Origin of the sequence: Paenibacillus chondroitinus NBRC 15376 (genome assembly GCF_004000765.1) — a bacterium.
Taxonomy (GTDB): Bacteria; Bacillota; Bacilli; order Paenibacillales; family NBRC-103111; genus Paenibacillus_E; species Paenibacillus_E chondroitinus.
In genome coordinates, this window is the sequence record NZ_BILW01000010.1 from 34098 (window position 1) to 56906 (window position 22809).

Annotated in this window: 17 protein-coding genes; 3 read left to right on the forward strand and 14 right to left on the reverse strand. The window is 49.0% G+C overall.

The window, feature by feature from the left end; all coding sequences use genetic code 11:
• The first annotated feature begins 77 nt into the window (after positions 1-77).
• From PCH02S_RS13725 to PCH02S_RS13735, 3 genes are all read left to right on the forward strand, one after another.
• Positions 78-1829, forward strand: coding sequence for a cache domain-containing sensor histidine kinase (locus tag PCH02S_RS13725; RefSeq protein WP_246069077.1), 1752 nt, complete (start codon positions 78-80; stop codon positions 1827-1829).
• Entirely contained in the window at positions 1807-3408 is a 1602-nt protein-coding gene (locus tag PCH02S_RS13730; protein WP_127453884.1) for a response regulator transcription factor, read from the forward strand. The genes PCH02S_RS13725 and PCH02S_RS13730 overlap by 23 nt, the downstream gene beginning before the upstream one ends.
• A gap of 151 nt (positions 3409-3559) precedes the next feature.
• Complete coding sequence (locus PCH02S_RS13735; RefSeq protein WP_127453885.1) at positions 3560-4876, forward strand: ABC transporter substrate-binding protein; 1317 nt, start codon at positions 3560-3562, stop codon at positions 4874-4876.
• Between the two features lie 531 nt (positions 4877-5407).
• Here PCH02S_RS13735 and PCH02S_RS13740 read toward each other — a convergent pair.
• The 14 genes from PCH02S_RS13740 to PCH02S_RS13805 form a co-directional block, all read right to left on the reverse strand.
• Positions 5408-5608 carry a cold-shock protein gene (locus PCH02S_RS13740; RefSeq protein WP_126140957.1) on the reverse strand — a complete coding sequence of 67 codons (201 nt, stop codon included), beginning with the start codon at positions 5606-5608 and terminating at the stop codon, positions 5408-5410.
• A 170-nt stretch (positions 5609-5778) separates the two neighbouring features.
• Positions 5779-5997: a helix-turn-helix domain-containing protein gene (locus PCH02S_RS13745; protein ID WP_127453887.1), complete on the reverse strand. Its 219-nt coding sequence runs from the start codon at positions 5995-5997 to the stop codon at positions 5779-5781.
• A 24-nt stretch (positions 5998-6021) separates the two neighbouring features.
• Entirely contained in the window at positions 6022-6417 is a 396-nt protein-coding gene (locus tag PCH02S_RS13750) for a pyrophosphohydrolase domain-containing protein (RefSeq protein ID WP_127453889.1), read from the reverse strand.
• Between the two features lie 65 nt (positions 6418-6482).
• Entirely contained in the window at positions 6483-7025 is a 543-nt protein-coding gene (locus tag PCH02S_RS13755; protein ID WP_127453891.1) for a C40 family peptidase, read from the reverse strand.
• A 179-nt stretch (positions 7026-7204) separates the two neighbouring features.
• Positions 7205-8380: a response regulator gene (locus PCH02S_RS13760; protein WP_127453893.1), complete on the reverse strand. Its 1176-nt coding sequence runs from the start codon at positions 8378-8380 to the stop codon at positions 7205-7207.
• A gap of 4 nt (positions 8381-8384) precedes the next feature.
• Positions 8385-10208 (reverse strand): sensor histidine kinase, encoded by a 1824-nt coding sequence (locus PCH02S_RS13765; RefSeq protein WP_127453895.1) that lies wholly within the window; start codon positions 10206-10208, stop codon positions 8385-8387.
• Between the two features lie 84 nt (positions 10209-10292).
• A complete protein-coding gene (locus tag PCH02S_RS13770; RefSeq protein ID WP_127454106.1) occupies positions 10293-11135 on the reverse strand; it encodes a carbohydrate ABC transporter permease in 843 nt (280 codons plus the stop codon).
• A 56-nt stretch (positions 11136-11191) separates the two neighbouring features.
• Entirely contained in the window at positions 11192-12082 is an 891-nt protein-coding gene (locus tag PCH02S_RS13775) for a carbohydrate ABC transporter permease (protein ID WP_127453897.1), read from the reverse strand.
• A gap of 101 nt (positions 12083-12183) precedes the next feature.
• Positions 12184-13530, reverse strand: a complete 1347-nt coding sequence (locus PCH02S_RS13780) for an extracellular solute-binding protein (RefSeq protein ID WP_127453899.1) — start codon at positions 13528-13530, stop codon at positions 12184-12186.
• A gap of 716 nt (positions 13531-14246) precedes the next feature.
• Entirely contained in the window at positions 14247-16550 is a 2304-nt protein-coding gene (locus PCH02S_RS13785; protein WP_127454108.1) for a DUF4962 domain-containing protein, read from the reverse strand.
• A gap of 17 nt (positions 16551-16567) precedes the next feature.
• The gene (locus PCH02S_RS13790) at positions 16568-18580 is read right to left on the reverse strand and encodes a heparinase II/III domain-containing protein (protein ID WP_127453900.1); all 2013 of its coding nucleotides are present in this window, start codon (positions 18578-18580) and stop codon (positions 16568-16570) included.
• Positions 18577-19344 (reverse strand): SDR family NAD(P)-dependent oxidoreductase, encoded by a 768-nt coding sequence (locus tag PCH02S_RS13795; protein ID WP_127453902.1) that lies wholly within the window; start codon positions 19342-19344, stop codon positions 18577-18579. The genes PCH02S_RS13790 and PCH02S_RS13795 overlap by 4 nt, the downstream gene beginning before the upstream one ends.
• A 547-nt stretch (positions 19345-19891) precedes the next feature.
• Positions 19892-21739 (reverse strand): cache domain-containing sensor histidine kinase, encoded by a 1848-nt coding sequence (locus PCH02S_RS13800; RefSeq protein ID WP_127453904.1) that lies wholly within the window; start codon positions 21737-21739, stop codon positions 19892-19894.
• On the reverse strand, positions 21736-22776 hold the full coding sequence (locus PCH02S_RS13805; RefSeq protein WP_127453906.1) for a response regulator: 1041 nt from the start codon (positions 22774-22776) through the stop codon (positions 21736-21738). Before PCH02S_RS13805 ends, PCH02S_RS13800 begins: the two co-directional genes overlap by 4 nt.
• Positions 22777-22809: the final 33 nt, after the last annotated feature.

Here is a 22809-nt window from a genome sequence, read left to right on the forward strand (position 1 = left end):
ATATGAAAAAGGTTGCGAAATTGGCAGCCTTTTTCCAGTTTCACAGCATCTTATGAGGGGGATCAGCCTTGTTTACTATGTTCAAGCGTGTCCGCATCGGCCGGCTGTTCTTCGGCAGCTTCGCCGCCTTCATCGCCGTGCTGCTGCTCGTCACCTCATGGATAAGCTACAGCCTCACTTCGCGCGAGCTGGCCAGCAATACCGCTAATTATCAGCAGGATCTATTAAATGAGTTAAATAAACGCCTGGTCATTCAGCTAAACTCGATAGAGCAAATGTCATTGGCCGCTTCCAGAAACATCGATATTATCGGATACGATCCGCTCGAAAGCGACTTATTTGAGCGCAATCGCCGGAAGCAGGATTTGGAGAATTTGCTGGCGAGCATCACCTACAGCACAACCATGGTGCAGTCGATTTATTTGTATACGGAGCGGCCTTTTATGCCGGATTCGCAGGGTCCTATTCGCGTCTATAATTTGCAAAAAGTACGCGAAGAAGACTGGTTTCCGGATATTCAAAATAACGATTCCGCTTGGATTAAAGAACGGACGATTCAGACCAACAAAGGTCCGCTCAATGTAATCGGCTATGCCAGAAAGCTTTATAACAACTCCGGTATTTACTATGGCATGCTGATGCTGAATGTGAAATCTTCGGAAATTCAGGACCTGATTCGCGGAGAAACGGAAGGCCGTAGCCGGCTGTTATTCGATGCTAGCGGCAGGAAAATGACCTCGATTGGGGATCAAAGCCTGCAAGTTGATGAACTGGATAAATTGAAAGTCGTAACTGAAAAGTCCGGAAGCACGCATCTGTCAACCAAACAGCAAAGCGATTCCCTACTGGTATGGAGCAAATCGCCCTCCAACTGGATGTTGGTTGAGGTCACGCCTTGGAAGAACATCATTAACGGCAGTATCCGTCTGGCACTGATTCTTTTAACGGTAGGTCTTTCCGCTATTATTATTGGATTTTTTGTCACGTTTTTCATTTCCAGACAATTTACCAAGCCCATCCGGTTACTGCTCGCCTTCATGAGCAAGCTGCCAGACCGGGGTTTTGCTGCAGACTTGCCTCAAGACTATACCAATGAGTTCGGAAACCTGTTTAACGGTTATCGCAAACAAATGGAACGCATTGAGGAACTGCTGGATTCCTTGAAAGCGCAGCATAAGCGCCAGCGTGAAGCGGAAATTCAAGCGTTGCAAGCGATGATTAACCCTCATTTTTTATATAATACGTTGGATCAACTAAACTGGTTGGCCATTGATTCAGGCCAAGACAAAATTAGTAAAATTCTCTCCTTGATGGGCAAAATGTTCCGTATCGGCCTATCTAACGGAGAGACGCTCATTCCGATCGCCGACGAGATCACACATGTCGAATGTTATTTGCAAATTCAGCAGATCCGCTGGGGCGACCGATTGTCAATCACTATTAACGTCGACGAGTCCGCCAGAGAGCTCTATATTCCAAGGTTAACGCTGCAACCTTTTATTGAGAATGCTATTATTCATGGTTTCCACGGCAGAAAAAAAGGTGAGATCAAGGTGAACGTACAGCTGATCAATCAAGACATCCAATTCCAGATTGAAGATGACGGGGTGGGGCTGCGTCCCGATTGGAATCAACCGAAGGTAAGGAAGACGGGCGGTTATGGCGTGCGCAACGTGAAGGAGCGGATTGAAGCCTATTTCGGGCCTCCCTACGGTGTTCAAATGACCAGTTCCAAAGGCAATGGCACGCTTGTCACGGTTCTGCTGCCACAAATTCAATACAAAGAACAGGTGGAGGAGCGGTATTATGTGGAAAATACTCATCATTGACGATGACTTTCAAGTGCTCGAAGGCATGAAAAAGGCAATTCCTTGGGAAGCCATTGACGCTGAATTTGCAGGCGAGGCCAGCGATGGAGCCGAGGGGTTGGAGATGATCAGTCAAACCCAGCCGGATATCGTTATTACGGACATTTATATGCCTGTGATGAACGGGCTTGAAATGATTGAAAAACTCCGGGAAGCGAACTTCCCAGGAGAGATTATTATCCTGAGCGGGTACACCGATTTCCAATATGCACGGCAAGCCTTGCGTCTTCACGTCAGTGACTATTTATCCAAACCCGTTACCGTAGATGAGCTTCGGACTGTGCTGGAGAAAGTCATTAAAGAACTAGAAGCCAAAGAGCTGATCAAGATGGAACAAGAAGACATCAGAAAAAAGCTGATGCTCTATGAACCATTCGGACAGCAGGAATGGCTGAAATCGGTCATGACCGGGACGTCCCACAAATGGGTTTCCGGCCTAAATCTCCCTCCTGCTGAGCAGCAGCACTGGATTCATCGCCACCACCTTGTCATGGGCATTGAGCTGATGAGCACAATACGCACGGCAAACCTGTCGCTAATCGATTGGAATCTATTCCGTTTTGCACTGGCTAATATCATTCAGGAAATTTTATCGGAAGATTGGCCTGAATCGGACTTCATCGAGCTTCACAGCCATCATGCTGCGATCATGTTTCATATAGAGCCTTCGGAGCCTGCTGACGCAGCCCTTAGCCGTATTCACGCAATCGGCAATCGGATTACTGACTGTGTGCTCATGTATCTTAAACTGAACATCCGAATCGGAATAGGTCAAATGAAAACAGCTTGGCAGGAAATATCCGATTCCACCGAGGAGGCTTTCCTGGATCTGCTCCAGCAAACGATGACTCCGCAGCCAGGCAAATCAACCTCCCTGCCATCGGATTTGGCGATTCGGCCAATCAAGTTTTATCAGGAGCTTGCGGAAGCCATTGTGTATTCGAAGGAAGAGACTGCTTCGCAAATTGTAGATGCCTATATTCATCAATTGCAGCAAACACCAACGATAACGCCTGCTTACTTGCAGTATCTATGCACAGAGTTATGGACGATCTTCGCCTATTCCCTGTACAGCGTTGGCATTGTGCTGGATGAGCTGTTTCCGGACATGCATCTGCCGTCGGAAATCATGCAAATTCAAACGACAACCCACTTGCAAGAGTGGCTGCGCGCCAAAATTCATATCATCGCCACTAGCCGGCATTGGAATGAGAATTCCAAACATAAAGAAGCTGTCGATTTCATGATTCAATATGCGCATGACCACTATGCCGAAGAGGTATCCTTGGAAGATATGTCGAAAAAGCTGTACTTATCCCGGAACTATTTGAACCAGATTTTCAAAAAATCAACCGGCGAAACGTTCACCAACTACCTGATTCAGGTTCGAATGAAGAAAGCGCAGGCCCTACTGGCTGAAGGCAAACATCTCATTTATGAAATTTCTGAGAAGGTCGGGTACAAGAACGTCCCTTATTTCAGCTCTATTTTCAAAAAGTATACAGGTATGAGTCCAAGCGAAGTAGGCAAAAGCGGATAACCATCGTTCACCAAATCAAGATTATGTTTTGTGCTTTGTTATTTTGTGATCAAAAGTGAAAGAAGTGTGTTCATTACTATCATTCTTCATTTTTTCCGTTAATCCTATAATGAGATTGTAGGGACGACTAGCCAGCGAGAGGGGATTATCAATGAAAATGCAGATGAGACAATGGGGCATGCTGAGCATGACTGCTTTGATAGCGCTGTCTTTAAGCGCATGCGGTTCTGGGAATAAAGCAAATACAGCAGGAGGCAGCACAGCTGCAACGACAGCGCCGAACGCTGCAAGCACTCAGCCTGTGAAACTGCGTATTGTATGGTGGGGCTCACAAGCAAGACACGATGCTACGCTAAAAGCACTGGATGCTTATACGAAAAAACATCCGAATGTAACCTTCGAACCGGAATTTTCGGGATTTGACGGCTATGCCGATAAGCTTGCTACCCAAGCAGCTGCCAAAAATGCGCCTGATATCATTCAAATGGACCCGGCTTGGCTTTCCGAATATGCGGGCAGAAACCAGCTTGCTGACTTATCCAAAGGCATTCGCACCGAAGATATCGACAAGTCGCTCGTCGACTCAGGCAAGTACAAAGATAAACTTTACGCGATCCCGTTAGGCAATAACGCAACCGGCATGATTTACAACAAAAATGCGGTTGATAAACTCGGAATCACGCCACCTAAAAATAACTGGACATGGGATGAATATTTCCAATTCGGCAAAGATGCCAAAGCCAAACTGGAAAAAGATAAATATGTCTTAATGGACGCAACATCTGACTATACGGTCTACACCGCTTATCAACTGAGCCAAGGCAAAGGCTATCCGATTACAGAAGACGGCAAATTCAACATCGACAAAGACACCTACCTGACTTTTGTTAAAAAATATGCCGAGCTCCGCACAGCTGGTGTCATTCCTCCGGCAGAGATTGCGACCACGGATAAAGAGTCTGACGCAAAGCTCGATCTCATGAACAATGACAACGTGTTTATGAAGCGTACTTTCGCCGCTCTGCTGCCTGGCTATGAGGCTGTAAAACCTAACGTTTATTCCCTTGTGAATCAACCGAAAGGCGTGCAATCCAGCGGTTGGCTGAAGCCTTCCATGTTCTGGTCTGTGAGCGCGGATTCCAAATATGCCGAAGAATCCAAGAAATTCATCGACTGGTTCGTGAATGACAGCGAAGCGGCAGATATTCTAACCACAACACGGGGCGTACCGGTTTCCAAGAAAATGCTCGAGTATTTAACACCGAAACTCACCCCTGCGGATAAAATGCAAATTGAGCTTATTAAGAACGTAGCTCCTGACGCTCAACCTTTCAATGCCGGGGCTAAAGGCTGGAGCAACTACACAGCGAAGGATTTCAAAACGATTGGCGAGAAAGTTATGTTCGGCAAAGTTACCCCGGAAGCTGCTTATGACGAGCTTGTGAAAAAGGCCAAAGAGTATCAATAAATTCCCATAGATAGATAAGCACCAAGAAGGGCTGCCCTGAAGTAGATCATCTACTCGAGGGCAGCCCTTTTGTATGGCACGGGCGCCTCCTGAGAGGCGTCTGAGCACGTCTCTGTTCCGTTTATTACACAGTAACGAACTAACCCCTCTTCGAGCCTCGGAGCGCATCGCAAAATGCCTCGTATGGGCAGCATCTGTGTGGCAGGCCTGTGACCTGCGGATGCTGAGTGGACACACTCTAGGCGCCCTTCGCGAGCTCTGTGTCAACAAGCATGATGGAGGGAACTATGATCCTCTATTCAACCGAAAACTGAGTTGTTTCCTCTTTGAGAGGAACTACAGGGTCTTATACGACCTGCGGATGCCTGTTTTCAGGTGAAATTATCAAAATAGCGGAACCCAGTTCCCTCCCGGGTGAAAAATGCCACTTTTCATGGAAATAGCGCCCCGTAGATCCCTACGGCAAAAAAAAGAACTCTTAACATAATGTTAAGAGTTCTTCTCCGAACTGCTATCTATGCAAGCAAAAGCTTACAGCTTTACAACGTTCTCAGCTTGTGGTCCGCGGTTGCCTTGAACAACGTTGAACTCAACTTGTTGACCTTCGTCTAAAGTTTTGAAGCCTTCGCCTTGGATTGCGGAGAAGTGTACGAATACATCGTTGCCGCCTTCTACTTCGATAAAGCCAAATCCTTTTTCTGCGTTAAACCATTTAACTGTTCCTACTGCCATGGGTAATACCTCCAAAGTTTTAATTAACATGTCTTTTTTCTTGTTTCGAACAAAAAAATTACACATTGGAAAAGGTTTCACAATCTAAAATGATAACCCTTTGCAATAAGCAATTCAGGTTTTACCCCAAAGACTATTAATACTGTACCACACATATTTGGGTAATGCAATTACCCTTCAGAGGCATTTCTTGCTAAGGATAACAGTTCCTCTTTATCCTCTATTTTCAAGGCAATTGTTAGTGCAATTACGACATCATTCGACGGTTGTATTCGACCATTTTCGATGGAATTCAGGATGGAATAACTGACGCCCGCTTTCTCGCCAAGTTTGCGCAGCGTTAGATTTTGCTGTTGTCTCAGCTCTTTCAGCCTGGTATGAAATAACATGCCTCTTCCTCCTCCACTGAAAACTTATTTATCGTTCATTTGCCTGCGAATTTCTGCTCTAATTTTGTCGAAAGGGTCCTGCCAGTCGGGGGGCTTAATGGTTTTGCCAAATTCGTTCTTATGGACTAGACCGTCCGACCACACTTTGGACATGTTAGCGTGATGCACGATGTCAAAAATCGGCCCTGGCTCGACCCCCATCTCAACTAAGGTACCCAACACGAAGTACAATTCATCAATCATGGCATCCACTTCATCTTCCAGTGTCGCCGCCTCTTTAAACTCGTCCAGCTCTTCCTGCATCCAAGCCAAGCGAGCTGCCTTGCGGCTCTCCGACAAGCGCTGCGGCGTCGTGCCTACCGGGTGCTCAAAGGTCTGGTGAAACTTTTTCACATCGTCAAAAGCATTTTTCAAAGTCATTATCGTTTCCCTGCTCCCTTATGTAGGTTTTCTTTTATATAACACTAAAGGGAGCCATCGGTCAATTACAACCGACGGCCTGTGATATATCGATTTTTCCAGTAGCTATCATTCATATCCAACATGACGACGCCGGAGCTCGCCGTGTTGCTCACGAACTTGCCATTCCCGACATAGATGCCCACATGATTGATGCGGCCGGGCTTGGACGTACTGAAGAAGACGAGATCTCCTTCGCGCAGGTTCGCTTTCTTCTTAACGGCCGTCCCCAACTTCGCTTGATCTGCCGAACTCCATGGGATCGTGATCCCATTTTTCTTGAAAACCAGCTGTGTAAAAGAAGAACAATCCAGAATCAAACGCGACGTGTCTCTGACGCCAAATTTGTAGCGCACTTTACCAATATAGGATCGTGCCGTTCGTACAATACCGCTTGCTTTGCTTGAACTCGTACTTGTGGCACTATAGGCTGCAGTTGCTGCAGAATCGCTCGCAGCAGCGAAGGCTGACTGAGGTCCGAATAACATGGTTCCGGACGTTAATAAGGAAAGCGCAAGGCCGATTCCCACGAATGATTTGCTAAGGCGGCTCTTTTTCACTAGTAGCATGATGGGATATCCTCCTTCATGGATCATGGTGTTGGGCTTGTTTGGCCCTGGGTCCACCATAACACACATAAAAGGACCGGTATTTACCAGTCCTTTGGGATATCCAAGCGGCGCCTAGCTTTAAGCGCTTTTATTAGAATTTGCTTAAAGTTGGCTGAGTCCCTACCTCTTGACAACACTCACACCGAGTTCGGCGTTTGCTCATTTCGGTATTCAGAGGGGGTCACACCATATTTCTTGCGAAACACCTGGGAGAAATGACGCATATCCTGATATCCGATCCGATCGGCGACGTCCGCCAGTTTCAGCTTAGGGTTCAAAAGCAGCTGCTTCGCCTGTTCCAAGCGAAGATGCGTGACATATTCCTTGAATCCCTGTCCGATCTTCTGCTTAAATAACTGACTGAAATAAACCGGATTCAAGTACACGATCGCTGCGACCTTCTCCAGCGACAGGTCGTCATGATAATGCGTGCGAATATATTGCAGAGCCACATCCACCGAGCGGTCGCTGCCGCTCGCATGATGCTCGTAGACCTGCGTCGTCGAAGCTTGACGCATGCGCTGTACTTCGGCTGGCACCGCCTCGAAGCGGTTGATCTGTTCGGAGCTCATAATCTGAAAGGGCACCTTCAAATACTTCACGAGGTGGCTGCGCAGCTCATCCACGAGTGTCGTCAAGAGCGCGGCATCCGGGAGTGTGACGATGCCGAGCAGGCTTTTGCTGTCGTGGACCGTTACGAAACCTTTGCCGTAGCGCTCGATCAGCTCTTGGAGGACGTTCTCGATAATGAAATTTTCGAGGAACACGGCCTTATCGCTCTCCATTTTCACCATAATGAGATGGAAATGCGGGTGCTGCTCCATGAAGGGCTTCATATCGATGCGGCCGGTATCCAGCCCTTGTACAAAGCGCTGAAAGACAGCTTCCTGCAAATATTTGCGGTTCGCCTTCAGGAGCTCAGACTCCTCGTTCAGCTCGATTTCGTGAGCGATTTCCTCGCCAAGCTTCCGGATCATCTCGCTGAGTACCTCTTTGCCGATCGGCTTCAGCAAATAATCCTTGGCTCCGAGCCGCACAGCCTCCTGCGCATACGAAAATTCAGAATAGGCGGAGATGACCACCCATTTCACATTCGGATGCCGGCTCCGGGACATATTCATGAGCTCCAGCCCAGTCATACCCGGCATGAGAATGTCGGTGAGGACGATTTGAATGCGATGGCTCCGCAGCAAGGCAATCGCTTGCTCTGCGTTCGCCGCGAGATGAACCTGATGCTCAGGGAAGCGGTTGAGCAGCGTACGCTGGATGCCCTCCCGAATCACCGTTTCATCATCTACGATGAGAATGTCCATGGTTTTACTCTCCTTTCCGAGGGAGCGGCATCGCAATGACGACGGTCGTTCCTTCTCCTTGCTTGCTATGAATGCGAAGTCCATAAATATCTCCGAACATAAGAACGATCCGGCGATGCACGTTGGTAATGCCAATGCCCCGTCTAGTTTGGCCGGATGCACTGGTTGTCTGTGTAGATTGCAGGGATGCCATAGCGCCGTCAATATCCGATGCGTCCTTGATGAGCTGCTCCTGCATGCTCTGGAGGGCACTCTCCTCGATGCCGACACCGTTATCCTCAATCACAATCCGCAGCTCATGCTCGCTGATCTCCGTGTAGACCCGCAGCAAGCCAGGCCGATCGAGCGGCTCTAGTCCATACTTAACCGCATTCTCAATGATTGGCTGAAGCGTCATTTTCGGAAGGACCACATCCAGACATTCGGGCGCAACGTCCAAAACAGTGCTGACCCTGCCTTCTAAGCGGCTCTCAATGATCGTCATATAATGACGCATTTGATCCAACTCTTGGCGAAGGGTGGTCTTCGATGCCTCCTGCCAGTCGCTGCTGTAGCGAAACATATGGGACAAAGCTAAAATCACTTTACCTAAACGGTCGTTTTCCCGTTCGTCTAGCATCCAATAAATCATATCGAGCGTATTATAGAGAAAATGCGGATTAACTTGAGATTGCAGCGCCTGCAGCTCCGCGTTCTTCTCACTCACGGTGGCGAGCGTGATGCGATCAATCAGCTCATCCATCCGATTCACCATGCGGTTAAAGGAAGATACAAGCGAGTTGATTTCTTCGAACGATTTGACCGTTACTGAACCTTTGAAATTCCCCATCTCCACCTGCTTCATCTCCCGGATCAGCAGCTTAAGCGGCGAGGAAATGTTCTGGGAAATAATGCTCGCAAGCACCAAGGACAGGAACACCACCGCCAGAATCACGAGGTACAGGTACTCTCTCGTTTTCACAACCTCAGAGTTAATATCACTTTTGGGAGTTAAACCGAATACGGTCCAATCGGACATCTTCGCTTTGGCGGAAACAATCAGTTGTTCCGTTCTGTCGTCCACGACGATCTCATTGTTTTGCGGGCGCGGCAGGCCTCCGAAAGAAGGTGGACTGTCCTTCTCCCCCGCGGTAGAGGCAATCATATGATCTTCCTTATCGACGATATAAACCTGGCTGTTCGGGGAAATCCTCACGTTCGAAAGCGCCGCCAGAATCGGCTGCGGGTTCGTTTCAATCACCAGAACGCCAATCAAGCGATGATCGGTTAAATCGTACAGTTTGCGTCCGAATACGAAAACGGAGTCTTGCTGAAACCGGTTGATGATCGAACCTTTGGATAGACCCAGCCAAACCATTTCACCGGAGGAATCCTGCAGCTTATGGTACCAGGCCGTACTGGCATAGTCCGCATTAATGACACTGTCAAAGCCGCGTTCATAGTTATAGTTTTTGCCCGCATTCGTAATGATATGAATTCCGAAAATGTCGTCTCTGGAGTAGTAGGCGGCTCCCATGATATTCGTAATGGTGCGCTCATTAATAATGTTAACTGCTTCATCTTTGCTCGTATCACGGTCATGGATTAATCTAAGCATCTCGTAATTACTGTTAAGCGATTTCGTAATGCTGTCATAACCCTGCAGAAGCAATTCAAACAGGCCCACTGTTTGGGAAATATTTTTCTCCGCCAAATCACTGATTTTGCTATGAATAATGTCCGTTGTTTTCTTGTAATAGAGCACGCTTACCAAGGTTAAGAGGATCAGCATGCAGGAAATAAAAAGCAAAAACAGCCGGCTATGAATAGAATGAAGGCCCCGTGTCACTTCGAAATCGGTCCCCTTTCGTTAGTCGTTACAGGTTATCATATCACAGGCTGTTTCCTAAACGGCAAAAAGAGAGGGGTGAGGTTAACCCTTCACCGCTCCCGCTACCATACCTTTTGTAATTTTATCGGCTAATAAGAAATAAATGATAATGACCGGCAGCGCGCCTAACACGAGAAACGCCCCGATTGCCCCGTAATTAACCGAATATTGACTCACGAAGCTGTTCACCCCGAAAGGCAGCGTTTTGAGCCGCTCGGACGAAATGAATGTCGCCGCAAGGATGTACTCGTTCCAAATATTGATGAACGTCAAGATACATACTGTCATCATTGGAGGAATCGAAATCGGTAGAATAATGCTTCCAAAGATTCGGAAAACCCCCGCGCCGTCTACGACAGCAGATTCTTCAATCTCAGCCGGAATGGATTTCATGAAACCGCTGAGGATAAAAACCGCAATCGGCGTCTGAAACGCGATATAAGGCAAGATGATGGATAGATGCGTGTTCAAAGCATTGAGATTTTTGAAAATAATCATCAGCGGCAGCAATGTTGCTTGCATCGGAACCATCATCCCGATCAGGAAGATGATCATGACGACTTGGCCATATTTCCACTTAAACCTTGTAATCGCGAAAGAAACCAAGGAGCTAAGCAAGATAACGCAGACCATTGTAACTGATGTGACGAAAAGACTGTTTTTCAAGTACTGGAAGTAATGCCCCGCCTCTACAGCAGAGGAAAAGTTCTTCCATTGAAGCACTTGCGGGAGGGCGAAAAACCGCCCCGACAAGATTTCCTCATTCGTTTTTAACGAATAAATAAACAACCAAAGCAGTGGATACACTTGTGTAACTACGAGCAACGACAAGAGTGCAATGACCAAAACTTTCAGGATAGAGAAGCTTTTGCGTCTCCGAGTCATTGCAGGCGCAGCTACCGCTGCTTTCCTGACATCTTGCATGGTGACACTCCCCTTCCTTAAGTAAATCTTCTCTCTAGTTTATTAAAGATACCATTGATAATTACAGTTGCAATCAAACATAAAACAACCAAGAATGCAGCGATCGCACTACCATATCCATACTTCATGGATAGGAAGGACATGTTGTACATATGTGTAGAAATGACGTCTGTCGCATGCGCTGGGCCGCCTCCGGTCATAACCATGACCATGTCAAACGCTTGTAAAGAGCCGATAAAGGCAAGAACGATCGATATTTTGAAAATCGGAATATTCATAGGGAAAGTGATATACCAGTCAGCTTTAAGACCTTCCGCTCCATCAATTCGCGCTGCTTCATAAATATCAGCAGGAATGTTCTGAATGCCGGTAAACTGGATCAAGGTGTGGTACCCCAGGTACTGCCACAGGGCCACGAAATACAGAGAGTACATAGCAATCTTCGGATCCGTTAACCAAGATCTAGACCAGCTATGCAGATTCAACATGTCCAATACTTGATTGAGCATACCGCCCATTGCGGCAGGGTTATAAATGGTTTTCCAGAGCTGTCCGACGATAACAACAGACAAAATAACCGGTAAAAAGTATGCAGAAACTAGAAAATTCGGCTTTTTGATGAATCGGTTCAAGAGAACGGCTACACCTAAGGCAATTGGAATTTCAACCATTGAAAATACAGCAAACATTAAAGTCCGTTTCACGGACGGCCAAAACACAGGATCATGAAACAACAAGTTACGGAAATTCTCCAAACCAACGAATTTTGCACCGCTGATCCCGTTCCAATCCAGCAAACCACTATATAACGATACTAGAATCGGTACAAAAACGAGACAGACATAAATCAACAAACATGGCAGTACAAACATGGCAATCGTCCACTTGGAGACTCTTAACACATTCACTTGGCTCGCCTCCTTCATGAGATATACCAATCGGAATTCATCCTCCACACCCTTGCGGCGCTTAGGATAAATTCCGATTTGGCTGCTAAATGATTATTTATTTACTTTTTGTTCGTATCGTAAGCTGTTTGGTGCTCTTTGCCAACTTCAGCAGGATCTTTCTTCTGAACGAAGAGGTTTTGGATGCTTGCCAAGTGGCCTTGTGCTGTTCCTGGGTTCATTGTGTTATCGAATGCAAGGTCGCCGCCTTTAACTTGTTTGAACATATCCAGAACTTCCATCGCCATATCGGAGTATCCAGCCGCTTTGAAGTCACCGTCAACCTTTTGAGCGATACCTACTGCGCCTTTAACCGCGAATGCTTCTTTCGGGAAGTTCAGCATGAAGTAGTTCAAGAAATCTTTCGTTTCTTTCAAGTGTTTGCTGTTAGCAGAAATTGCGAACGCGCTTCCTGGTGCAAGCATGAACTCGTCAGGGTTACCTTTGCCTTTAACCGTTGGGAATTTGAATACGCCGACTTTACCGTTAACGGAAGAAGTCTCGATACCGCCTGTTGCCCATGAACCCATGTAGTACATAGCGGCTTTACCTGTTTTGAACAAGTTTTCACCTGCGTTGTAGTCAAAAGAAGTTGCGCCTTCTTGGAATGCACCAGCTTGAATCAGGTCTTGGAAGCTGCTTACAGCATCCGTGAATGCTGGATCTGCGAATGTTTTCTTGCCATCAACAACGGCTTGCAGGAAGCCAGGGCCGCCATTTGTGCGAAGCAGCACGTTCATGAACAAGAAGGAACCGGTCCAGGAATCTTTTTCACCGATCGCCATTGGCTGAATGCCTTTGCCTTTCAGTGTTTTTACAGCTGCAACCATATCTTCGAATGTTTTCGGTACTTCTACGCCAGCTTGTTTGAACAAGTCTTTGTTGTAGTAAACGAGACCGATGTTGTTACCATCCGGCAATGCGTAGATGTTATTGTTGAATGTGTACCAGTTCAAGATGCCTTCTTGGAACGTGCCTTTCAGGCCGTTTTGCTCAACCATGTCGTTAAGCGGCGCGAACAATCCTGCGTCTACGAAAGGTTTCATTTGAGCGGCTGGATTCACGATCGTGATGTCCGGAACTTCTTTGGATGCTGCTTGTGTTTTGAGCTTCAGCTTTTGTTGGTCCGTGTTCAGGGAATCAAGCTCGATTTTGATGTTCGGGTTTTTCGTTTGGTAGTCGTTCACGATCTTTTTCAACATGCCGTTTTTCGGATCTGTCGGATCGGGATATATGTTTTGGAACGTAATCGTTACGTTTTCTTTCGTTGTGCTTCCACCGCTTGGAGCTGCTGATGCGCTTGCGCCCGGTGCCGGTGTCGTTGTGCTGCCGCCTGCGCCACATGCTGTTAAGGAGATAGCCAGTAAGCCTGCTGCTGTTAATTGAAGACCTTTATATTTTTTAATCAATGTGAATCCCCCTCGTTTGATTGGTGAACTTGATGACCCTATTATCGCTCGAAAATGGCAGCCCTTACAATGTGTGAACTTTAGGATTCATGTTTACTTTTTATAGGTTTATGTACCTGAATGTATCCTTTCAAGGGCTTGGAAAATGCCAGCGATAGGGTTTAATGAGCTTTGAATGGTGCTTGGAAAGAGTTTGAGATGCGTTTGAAAATAGCTTAAAAGCGTTGAGAGATGTGACTGTCAAAGAGCATGAAGAGTGGTAAAGCATGCAGGGCTAACAAGAGCGTGAAAGTACTCTCAAGACGTAAAGAGCTTTGAAAGTGGAGCAATGCTTGCCATAGCCCCGGTATTCAGTAGGATACCCCTTATTGTTGATTGTAGTGACGTACAGAGGCGGTAAGATGTGGCTTGGTATCGCAAATTTGGTGGGCTTGCACGAACAACTAACTGGAAAAACTATCACTAATTCAGCCAGCTTCGAGGTTTTATCTTAAATAAATGGAGTTTCTCAGGCTAAATTCATATAATTGCTCTGTAAAGCATAGAAACCTAGCAGTTTAGTTGGAATTTTTCCAGTTAATCCATATTCACGCCTCAGTAACGCTCAAATAACTAGATTTACCCACTATTTTCTAATAGCTCAACTCAACGCATGCCGTGAAAATAAAAAAACCCTCCCGCCAAATTGGCAAAGGAGAGCCGTTCTAATAAATAGCCTAGTAAGCCTTAGGCACCTCAACACGATGAGTCACGCCATCTTCCGTAAAATAAATATGCGTGTCGAACCCTTGATCGTCCATGAAATAGGACACATACTTCGGCTCGCCATGCTTAATCGGCACCAGGAGCGTAGCAATCCGGTGGCTGCGCGCCGGCTTCGTCGTCGCCTTGAGATGCCAATGCAGCGGCAAACCTTCGATCTCGCTCATGTCCACATCCGCGAAGCCCTCATGCTGCGTAAGCTCCAGCTCGCCGGAAGAGCAATAGACGAAGCGACCGTCCATATCGGCTTTGCGGCCTTGGACTTTGAAGGTCTGTCCGTTCAGCTTCATTTCGTACAGCGTCTGGAACAGCCAATCCACGGTGCCCGTCTGCGACAGATCGATGTGATCCACGACGACAACATAGGTCCCAAAGAAGTACAGCTCGCGTACGTACCGCTCCAGATAAGGAACGTACTCCTTATACGCTGCTGTGGCATTGCTGCGGGAGTAGCCGTAGCCTTTGCGCTGCTCAGCTACTTCAACGAACCCGTTCGCCGCCATGTTCAGCACTTTGTTCTTCTCCGCGTATTGGCCAAGGCCGTCGATCAAAATATTATTCGTCGAACGCGTCTGTCTGCGCCAGTTCATGTGCATCGTGGAGCTGAACGCCACGTAGTAGCCGCTCTCAATCGCAAGCGGTTCACCATAAGCGTGCAGCAGGAACCCGTTTTGGTCGCCATGGCTATGGCTGACAGAGCCATATTTGCTGCTCTTCGTAAGCAGCATAATGTGGCGCTCAGGATCCGCCATATTCGAGTGGAAGGCGACCCAACCGATGTCGCGGAACCATTTTACCTGTTCGATATTCGCATCCGTTGGCACAATGGCCTCCACTTGGGGATAATCGTGACGGAAAACCATTTCGTCAAAACGGAAGTCCCACCAGCCGTAGTTGTAAAACTTCATTTCAGAATCGGTATCTGTCTCACGTACCCGCTCAAAATACCACTGATACAGGCCGTTACCCGTCACTCCGGCGAATTGGCGGATGTTGAAGCCTGTTTTCAGGCTAACAGGATCCCCCAGCGTGGATTGATCGCCAAAGCTTGCGCGAAGCGTATCCGGGCTGAAAGCGTACAGCGGGAAATCACCTGTTTTCGTAAAAAATGGCCGCTTATAGAAGTTAATGCCCGTATATTTTTTCAGTAAGTTCATCGCTTCCGTAACAAAAGCCATCCCGGTCGTCCAATACATCGGACCTTCCGCCCAGCCTCCATCCGGTCCGCCCCAAGGGGAATAGATGCATGCATAGTATTCGAGGGTATAATCCAGCCATTCGCGCGCTTCCGGCTCTTCCTCTAACAAGGCAATGCAGCTCGGGACCAGCACGCTGGACAGCGAACGAACGGCGTGGCTGTCAAATGGCACGTGATGAATTTTGGAGTGGTCTATGACATGTGTAGCAATTTGCCGTGCACGTGCAAGCAAAACCTCTCGTACAAGCTTCCGCTCAATCTCCGTTAACTGCCCATGCAGCCAGTCGTAGCCCCATGCGATCGCTCCCGTCATTCGGAAGGATGCCTCATCATTGTAGTCGCGGCTTGTTGTACCGTTGACATCCCAGCTGCAGACGTGAAGCAGCCAAGTTTTGGCGCGGTCCAGCATCTCTTCGTCAGCCAAAATCGTTCCGGCTACCGCCAAATGACGGATGGCATACAAAACTTCCTGTGTGTCCATGTACATTTGACGCCATAACTTGGCAACTCGTTTGTTGCCTGGATAAGGCTGTGGCTCAGCGATGAGTTCGCGATCCATCCATAGTTTCACAGACTTTTCATAAAAGACATCGAACCCGCAATAAGTCGGATCAGCCTCCAACTCGCGTCGGAAAGCATCAACCTCAGCGGACTGGAGCCACAACCGAGGGTGCTGCAAGGAGGCTTCGGCATAACGGCGATCCCGACTAGGCAGCGGAGTTTCCGGCAGATCAGCCGGGACTTCGAAACGTCTCACCTTACTCCAAGCGGTCTGTTCGTCTTTCTCCCCGAGCAAAGCATAGCGCCAGAAGTAAGTTCCTGCCTCAAAGGCATCATCCGGTGTATATAAATTATAGGGAATCGGCTTGATCGTTTGCGTGTCTGCCTCAGAAAATACGTCCGACTGCGAAATTTGCAGCACGTAACGGTCGTTCTCCAGTTGGGCCGGAATCCACGTGAATCGTGGCGGGTTCTCCAACAGTTTAGTTTGCTCATTCGGTTCGTATTGTACGGTTAATACGCCGCTCTGCGGTTCGTATAATGGCGACAGAGTTGTCATCACGATGCTCCCTTCTTCTATATGAAAATTAACCCTTTATCTTCCGTAAGTTGAATACGTGATGTGCTTTCCGGTTGACCGGGTACGGCAATCTCAATTTCCTGCGCGGATACGCGGGTGATTGAAGCGCTGCTATCGGCCCGATACACGTGGATGAAATCAGCTCTACGGTCATTACGACGGTGCAGGACCGCTGTCAACGGTTGACTCGGGTCGATAGAATCCCCTGGCGTATGTACCGCCAGCAGCTCGTCGCCCGGCTCCGCCAAGGCTGTGTGGAACACAACGGTGTTCTCACCGAGTGCATAAGACAGCTGCAGTTGGCCAACATCCGGCACCAGCCCGCCAATGATCGGCAGCTTCTGTTCTGCCAACGAGGAAGCATCCTTCTCTTGAATCCGAAGTGTGTACACCTCGTCCCGTTCTTCAAGCGTTCCTGTTAAAGGCTGAACAGCCGGGTGCATCCACCATTCCATGTTTCGCGCCCCTTCGGCAAGCTCCACCTGGAACCAATCCAGCAGCCACTCTTCCGTAAGCATCAGGTGGCGATTCATCGTGCAGCCTTCGTAGGCTCCGGTAGATTGCAACCAGGCATAGACGGACTTCCCGTCACTAGCCGCCTCATAACGAACGCAGCGCCCTTCATGCGGCGCTTGCGACATGCCGTCCAGCGACACGGTGTTGTGGCTGGACGTTTCGGCAAACCACGATTTCCGCATAGGCGAGCCGTAAGGCACCATGCCAAAATCGGGAGTAAGCGTTTGCGCAGGGTGCATCAACGTCAGATGCAGCTTGTCGTAGTGGCCGTGGGAACCGCCATGCTCGCCGAAATCGGCGAGGAACGACAGCGGGTTCCCCGCCACGCGGCCGATGACGAATCCGGCATCCGGCCAGAGTCTCGAAGCCCGCGGAGCCGTAGGAGCCTGCGGGCGCTCGTCTGTGCCATAGAGCAGCGCTTCCAGCTGCTCGCCGCCGGCAGCGCACAGCTGCCGGTACGCTTCGCGCAATACCGGCGCGAGGCCGGCAATGCCGTAGATCGCGAGCCCTTGCTCCGCGATCTCAGCGATCTCGCGGGCATAAGGAGCACGCGCGAGCGGCCCGTCATGCAGGGCAGGCAGCGCGCCCTGGTCGTCGGCCAGCTCGGCGAGCGCCTCCAGCATGCCGCGCATGGATTGGCCCTCTGCGCCTGTGACGGCGTAGAGGTCAATACCGAAGCGCTGCGCCATCTCCGCAGCGATCAAGTACGCCCGAAGCACGAATACGTGGTAATACGTGCTTCCTTCGAACTCGAACTGATCGGGTTTCACGCCGATCGAGAGATGATGCTTGAAGCCGCCTTGGCCTTCAATCAGCGCTTCCAGCGCCGCTTGTTCGCCGCGAGCGGCGTAGACGCAAGACAATGACGCGTTCAGCCAAGCGGTGTAATTGTTCTCCGCATTGTTCCGCTCATGAATGAGAATGTGCCGGTATTCTTCCATACTCCCGGCAAGCAATCCCAGGAAGACGTCGATAGCCGCCTGCTCCTTCTCATCGAACACAACGCCTTTATCGCGCAATAATAAGTAAGCGCGAATCAGGGTTGTGGACCAGATCGCTTCCGTGAGCGCTTGATGGAACGCGCGCCCTTTCAGCATCCAGCTTTGCGCTTCCGGATGCACGGGGTAGAGCGGGAACTGCTCGGCGTATTCGACGAGCAGTCTTTTGCTAAGCTGGGCGTAAGAAGCTTCGCCAAGCGTCGCATAGACAGCCGCTGCCTGCAACGCAACGCGTGCCAGCGACTGATGTTTAAACACGAGCCAAGCGCCGCGGTAAGCTTCGCCTTCAATGCTGCAGCCGTGCGGGCACGCGAACTCGGATGCATCGACTTGCCCATCATCGAACACCAGTTCGGTATGATGATGCGGACAAACATACTGGTGCCACCAGCCACCAGGTTCTTTCGGAATCGACAGGCTGCCGGCTTGCTGCAGCTTGTCGATTTCCTCTTTTAATAGATGGGCTATACGGTCCGATCTAAGCGCGGTACTCATCGCATCATCATCCCGCCGTTGATTTCAATCGTTTCACCTGTTACATAAGAAGCCAAATCGGAAGCCAGGTAAAGCACGGCGCCAGCTACATCATCAGGCGCTCCTTCACGTCCAAGCGGAATGCCGTTAATGGTCGCTGTACGAGCTGCGTCCGTTGTAAATGTCGCGTGGAACATCGTGTTCCCGATAAATCCTGGGGATACGTTATTCACAGTAATACCACTTGCTGCGACTTCTTTCGCCAAGCCTTTGGAGTAAGTAAGTACGGCTGCTTTACTTGCTGCATATACGCTCGAACCTGGTCCGCCGCCGTTATGCGCAGCAACAGATGTCATGTTGACGATACGGCCATAGCCTTTGGCTTTCATGCCGGCAAGCACTCTTTTACACATAAACACGGTGCTTTTCAAGTTAACATCCATGATGCGGTCGTACATCTCTTCAAACATTTCGGAATTCGGCACACGCTGTACCAGATGACCGGCATTGTTGACTAAAATATCAATGGTGCCACCCAGCGCTTGCTCCACTTCATTAACGAGTCTATCGATCTGCTCGATATTCGTCACATCGGCTTGCACTAACACAGCTTCCCCGCCTGCCGCTTGAATGGCTGCGACAACTTCTTGCCCTTGTGCTACGTTGTTCAGGCAGTTCACGCCAACTTTTGCTCCATTGCTAGCCAAAGCCAGTGCGATCGCGCGTCCGATCCCCGCGTTTGATCCTGTTACCAGTGCAATTTTCCCCGTTAAGTTGATGTTCATATGAATTCCTCCCATGTTTTGTATAAGATATATATGAATGGGAAAATAAGAGCCTCTAGCGACTTCTATTTCCCGTTTACCAACGAAAATTTTGATCGTTCGCCTTGGCGTCTAGACGTCTCGATGAGTGTAACGGACTCTAGGAACGTTAAATGAGTCTATTTGCTTCTTTTTTGAAGGCTAACGGAGGTGAGCGACTCTATTTCTTCTTCAGAGCATAGAAATGCCATCATATCAAGCCAATAAGGTCTTCTGTGTCCTTTAAAATAGTTGGCGATAGACTTTTGAGCCGATTAAGGTCATCTGAGTCCGTTAGCTTTTAGATGAGCAGAGACGTGGGGAGAGTGGCGGATTGGCAACCTTCGAACCTGCTGATTTCTCAGCCTTCCAGCCATCGTCTCGAAGAAAGTCTCTAGTTGTTGCCTCAAGTGCTCTCAGATTGTGTCTCAGCGTGACTCAAGCGTTCCCCAGGCGTTCCTCCTCCGCATTCAGCCCAACTCGCTTGCCCGTAGATGGGCAGTGGCAAGGCGGGTTTGGCCCGCTTCCATCAGTTCCGCATCTTCGGCCGCGTCGTCTCCGGCATCGTCATCGTCAGGCACGAGCCGCGTCCCCACTCGCTGTCGACAGACAGCCCGTAAGCCTCGCCGAACACCATCTGTATGCGTCGATGCACGTTCATGAGGCCAATGCCGCCTCGGCGAGGCGAGCCGTTCTCTTCCGGCTCCGCCAATCGGTTCTGCTCCAGCTTCTTCCGCAGTTCCTCAAGCCGCTCCGGCTTCATGCCGATGCCATTGTCTTCCACAAAAACCTGGAACAAGCCGTTTTCCTTCTTGGCATTAATACGGATAAAGTGATGCGGCTCCACACCGTCCGGAAAAGCATGCTGAAAAATATTTTCAATCAATGGCTGCAGTGTCAGCCGAACCATTTTCTCCAGCAGCAGATATGGCGGGATCGCCACGTCAATTTCAAACTCCTTGCCCGTTCGATGCTGCAAAACAATCATGTAGTTGCGAACATGGTTCAACTCATTTGCCACTGTAATCTCTTCCAGGTTGGTTTGAACGGAATAACGGAGCATGAACGCCATGGCTTCCACCATCTCGGTGATTTCCGTTGAATCCTGAACAATGGCATAACAGTTAATCGTTTCGAGTGTGTTATATAAAAAGTGAGGATTAATTTGCAGCTGCAGCGACTGATATTCCGCCCGCTGCCGCTCCAGCTTCGTCTCCCCTAGCTCCAAGGCATTTTTCTGCTGTTCCAGCTCCGCCTCGTAGACCCGCTCAATCATATCGGAAAGGCGCGTCACCATCAGGTTGTAGCTGTGAATAAGTCCGCCGATCTCGTCCGTGCGGCCGGATTCATCAATGTACTGCCAATTTCCCTTTTCCGTCTCTCTCATACTGTCTTTCAACCAACGAATCGGCGCAATAATCGAACGCCCGAAACGGGTTGCCAACCACAACGCAATGGCCAGGGTAATCAAACCTACGCTGATCGTTGTCGTTCGAATCGTATCAGCTGGTCGCCGCAGCTCGTCAACCGGCATGGAAGCGACCAGATTCCAATCGGAGTAACCCGATTTGCGCGACACAAACATGCGCTCCTCACCGTCATACTTGTAAATGAAGGTCTGGTTGCCGCTTGCCAGCACATGCGAAGCCAAATCGTCCTGCGGCTTGCGCTCGCTCATCGAACGAGGGTAAATGTAGTTCCCGGCATCGTCTATGATGAAAAAGAAACCTTTTTTCCCCAGACTCACCCGATCCCACGTCTTCGCCAGCTCATCCAGCTTGATCTCGATGGCGACGACCCCGCGATTGGCATCCCCGTAAGAAGGTCCTCTTACTTTACGCGCCATCGTCACGACAGAGCCCTGATCCACCTCGCGAATACTCATATTCAGCAGCGAGATTTTGCCGTCTACCGGCGTCATTTTCATCAAATAATCATACTTTTCTTTCACCAGTACGGGATCGAAGTTCAGCAAATTCTGATTCTCATAGATGACTGAGCGCCCATGCTGGCCAACCGCATAAATCATGTTCAACTGTTTATATAACGTCACAACGGAAATGACCGAAATACGTGCAAATTCCTTGATTTTTTCGCTGTAAACATAGTACTCGTACGAATCATCCGGTTTGATTTCCATAAATGCGCGCACATCCGAATTGGAGGAAAACGCGTTGCTGAGGAGCTCGTAAGCTTGCAAATAACTATCCGTCTGATAGTTGGCACTATCGATCATTTGCTCCATGTACTGCTTCACCTGGCCATCGAGCGCTCTGGAAGACTGCACATAGGAGAAAGCGCCAACCGATACGAGGGAGAGCACGATCACAATGAGAAAGTTGGAAAAAATTTGCCGTGACAGCGTCTTGCCTCTCATGTACGAATCCCCATTTGCTGGCGATACTCGGATGGAAGGCAGCCTTCATACTTCTTGAATGTTTTCGTAAAATGCGGGTGGTCAGCGTATCCGACTTCCCCCGAAATATCCGTGATGCGCCATTGCGGCTGCTCCAGCAGCTTTTTCGCTTTTTCCATGCGCCTGCGTGTGCGGTACTGCACGAATGTTTCCGATGTACTTTGCTTGAATAGTTGGCTAAAATACGACGGGTTGAGTCCGATGAATTCAGCTACTTCCTCTAAGGAAACTTCCTCTGCGAGGTGCGTCTCCATGTATTGCTTCGCTACCTCTACGGGGTCTTTCAGCTTCCCTTTCCGCTTATTCCTCAGCTCATCCAGGTGGCCGTAGACCGCACCGGTGAATCGGAGCCAAGCTTCCTCTTCGCTGTCAGCGCCGGTTAGGGCAAGCTCGCCTTGCATGAGATAAACATCGCGCACATTCAAACGTTGATGCAGCAGGGTATGAATTTCCTGCAAAATATCGAGAAGCCGGTTCAGCTTCAGCTTATAATCTTTGAGCTCTGTATGAATTTCTTCGAGCAAGCTGTCTAATTCCGCCTGGTGCAGCATCCAGACCGCATGCTCCATGCGGCTTGCCCATTGTTCCAGCTTCGTTACGGCAATGAAAGATTCCGAGCTTACTTTGGACTTGGTACGGATCAGCTTCTCCAACACGTTCTGAAACCCTTTGATATTTACAGGCTTCAGCAAATACTCTTTGACACCATAAGAAACACATTTCTGGGCATATTCAAAATCGCTATACCCGGAAATAACGACAACCTGGATGTCCGCATCCATTTCGGCCACGCGGGCACACAGCTCCAAACCGTCCATTTTGGGCATACGAATATCCGTAAATAGGAAGTCAGGTCGATCCTCTTGAATCCGCTGTAAGGCGACAACACCATTCTCAGCCGTTCGCAGGCTTTCGATCGGCAGCTCCGATTGTTCGACTAGCTTTTGTAATCCTTTGCGTATCATCGGTTCGTCATCGACAATGAGGATGCGGTACATGAGGCGGCAGCTCCCTTCTTACCCTTCTGAAAT

Excerpts from the sequence above, each read along its gene's own strand:
- PCH02S_RS13790 (WP_127453900.1), bottom strand. The coding sequence starts at position 18,580 with ATGAGTACCGCGCTTAGATCGGACCGTATAGCCCATCTATTAAAAGAG.
- PCH02S_RS13795 (WP_127453902.1), bottom strand. The coding sequence starts at position 19,344 with ATGAACATCAACTTAACGGGGAAAATTGCACTGGTAACAGGATCAAAC.
- PCH02S_RS13740 (WP_126140957.1), bottom strand. The coding sequence starts at position 5,608 with ATGGCAGTAGGAACAGTTAAATGGTTTAACGCAGAAAAAGGATTTGGC.
- PCH02S_RS13725 (WP_246069077.1), top strand. The coding sequence starts at position 78 with ATGTTCAAGCGTGTCCGCATCGGCCGGCTGTTCTTCGGCAGCTTCGCC.
- PCH02S_RS13755 (WP_127453891.1), bottom strand. The coding sequence starts at position 7,025 with ATGCTACTAGTGAAAAAGAGCCGCCTTAGCAAATCATTCGTGGGAATC.
- PCH02S_RS13770 (WP_127454106.1), bottom strand. The coding sequence starts at position 11,135 with ATGACTCGGAGACGCAAAAGCTTCTCTATCCTGAAAGTTTTGGTCATT.
- PCH02S_RS13805 (WP_127453906.1), bottom strand. The coding sequence starts at position 22,776 with ATGTACCGCATCCTCATTGTCGATGACGAACCGATGATACGCAAAGGA.
- PCH02S_RS13760 (WP_127453893.1), bottom strand. The coding sequence starts at position 8,380 with ATGGACATTCTCATCGTAGATGATGAAACGGTGATTCGGGAGGGCATC.
- PCH02S_RS13730 (WP_127453884.1), top strand. The coding sequence starts at position 1,807 with ATGTGGAAAATACTCATCATTGACGATGACTTTCAAGTGCTCGAAGGC.
- PCH02S_RS13745 (WP_127453887.1), bottom strand. The coding sequence starts at position 5,997 with ATGTTATTTCATACCAGGCTGAAAGAGCTGAGACAACAGCAAAATCTA.
- PCH02S_RS13800 (WP_127453904.1), bottom strand. The coding sequence starts at position 21,739 with ATGAGAGGCAAGACGCTGTCACGGCAAATTTTTTCCAACTTTCTCATT.
- PCH02S_RS13785 (WP_127454108.1), bottom strand. The coding sequence starts at position 16,550 with ATGACAACTCTGTCGCCATTATACGAACCGCAGAGCGGCGTATTAACC.
- PCH02S_RS13750 (WP_127453889.1), bottom strand. The coding sequence starts at position 6,417 with ATGACTTTGAAAAATGCTTTTGACGATGTGAAAAAGTTTCACCAGACC.
- PCH02S_RS13735 (WP_127453885.1), top strand. The coding sequence starts at position 3,560 with ATGAAAATGCAGATGAGACAATGGGGCATGCTGAGCATGACTGCTTTG.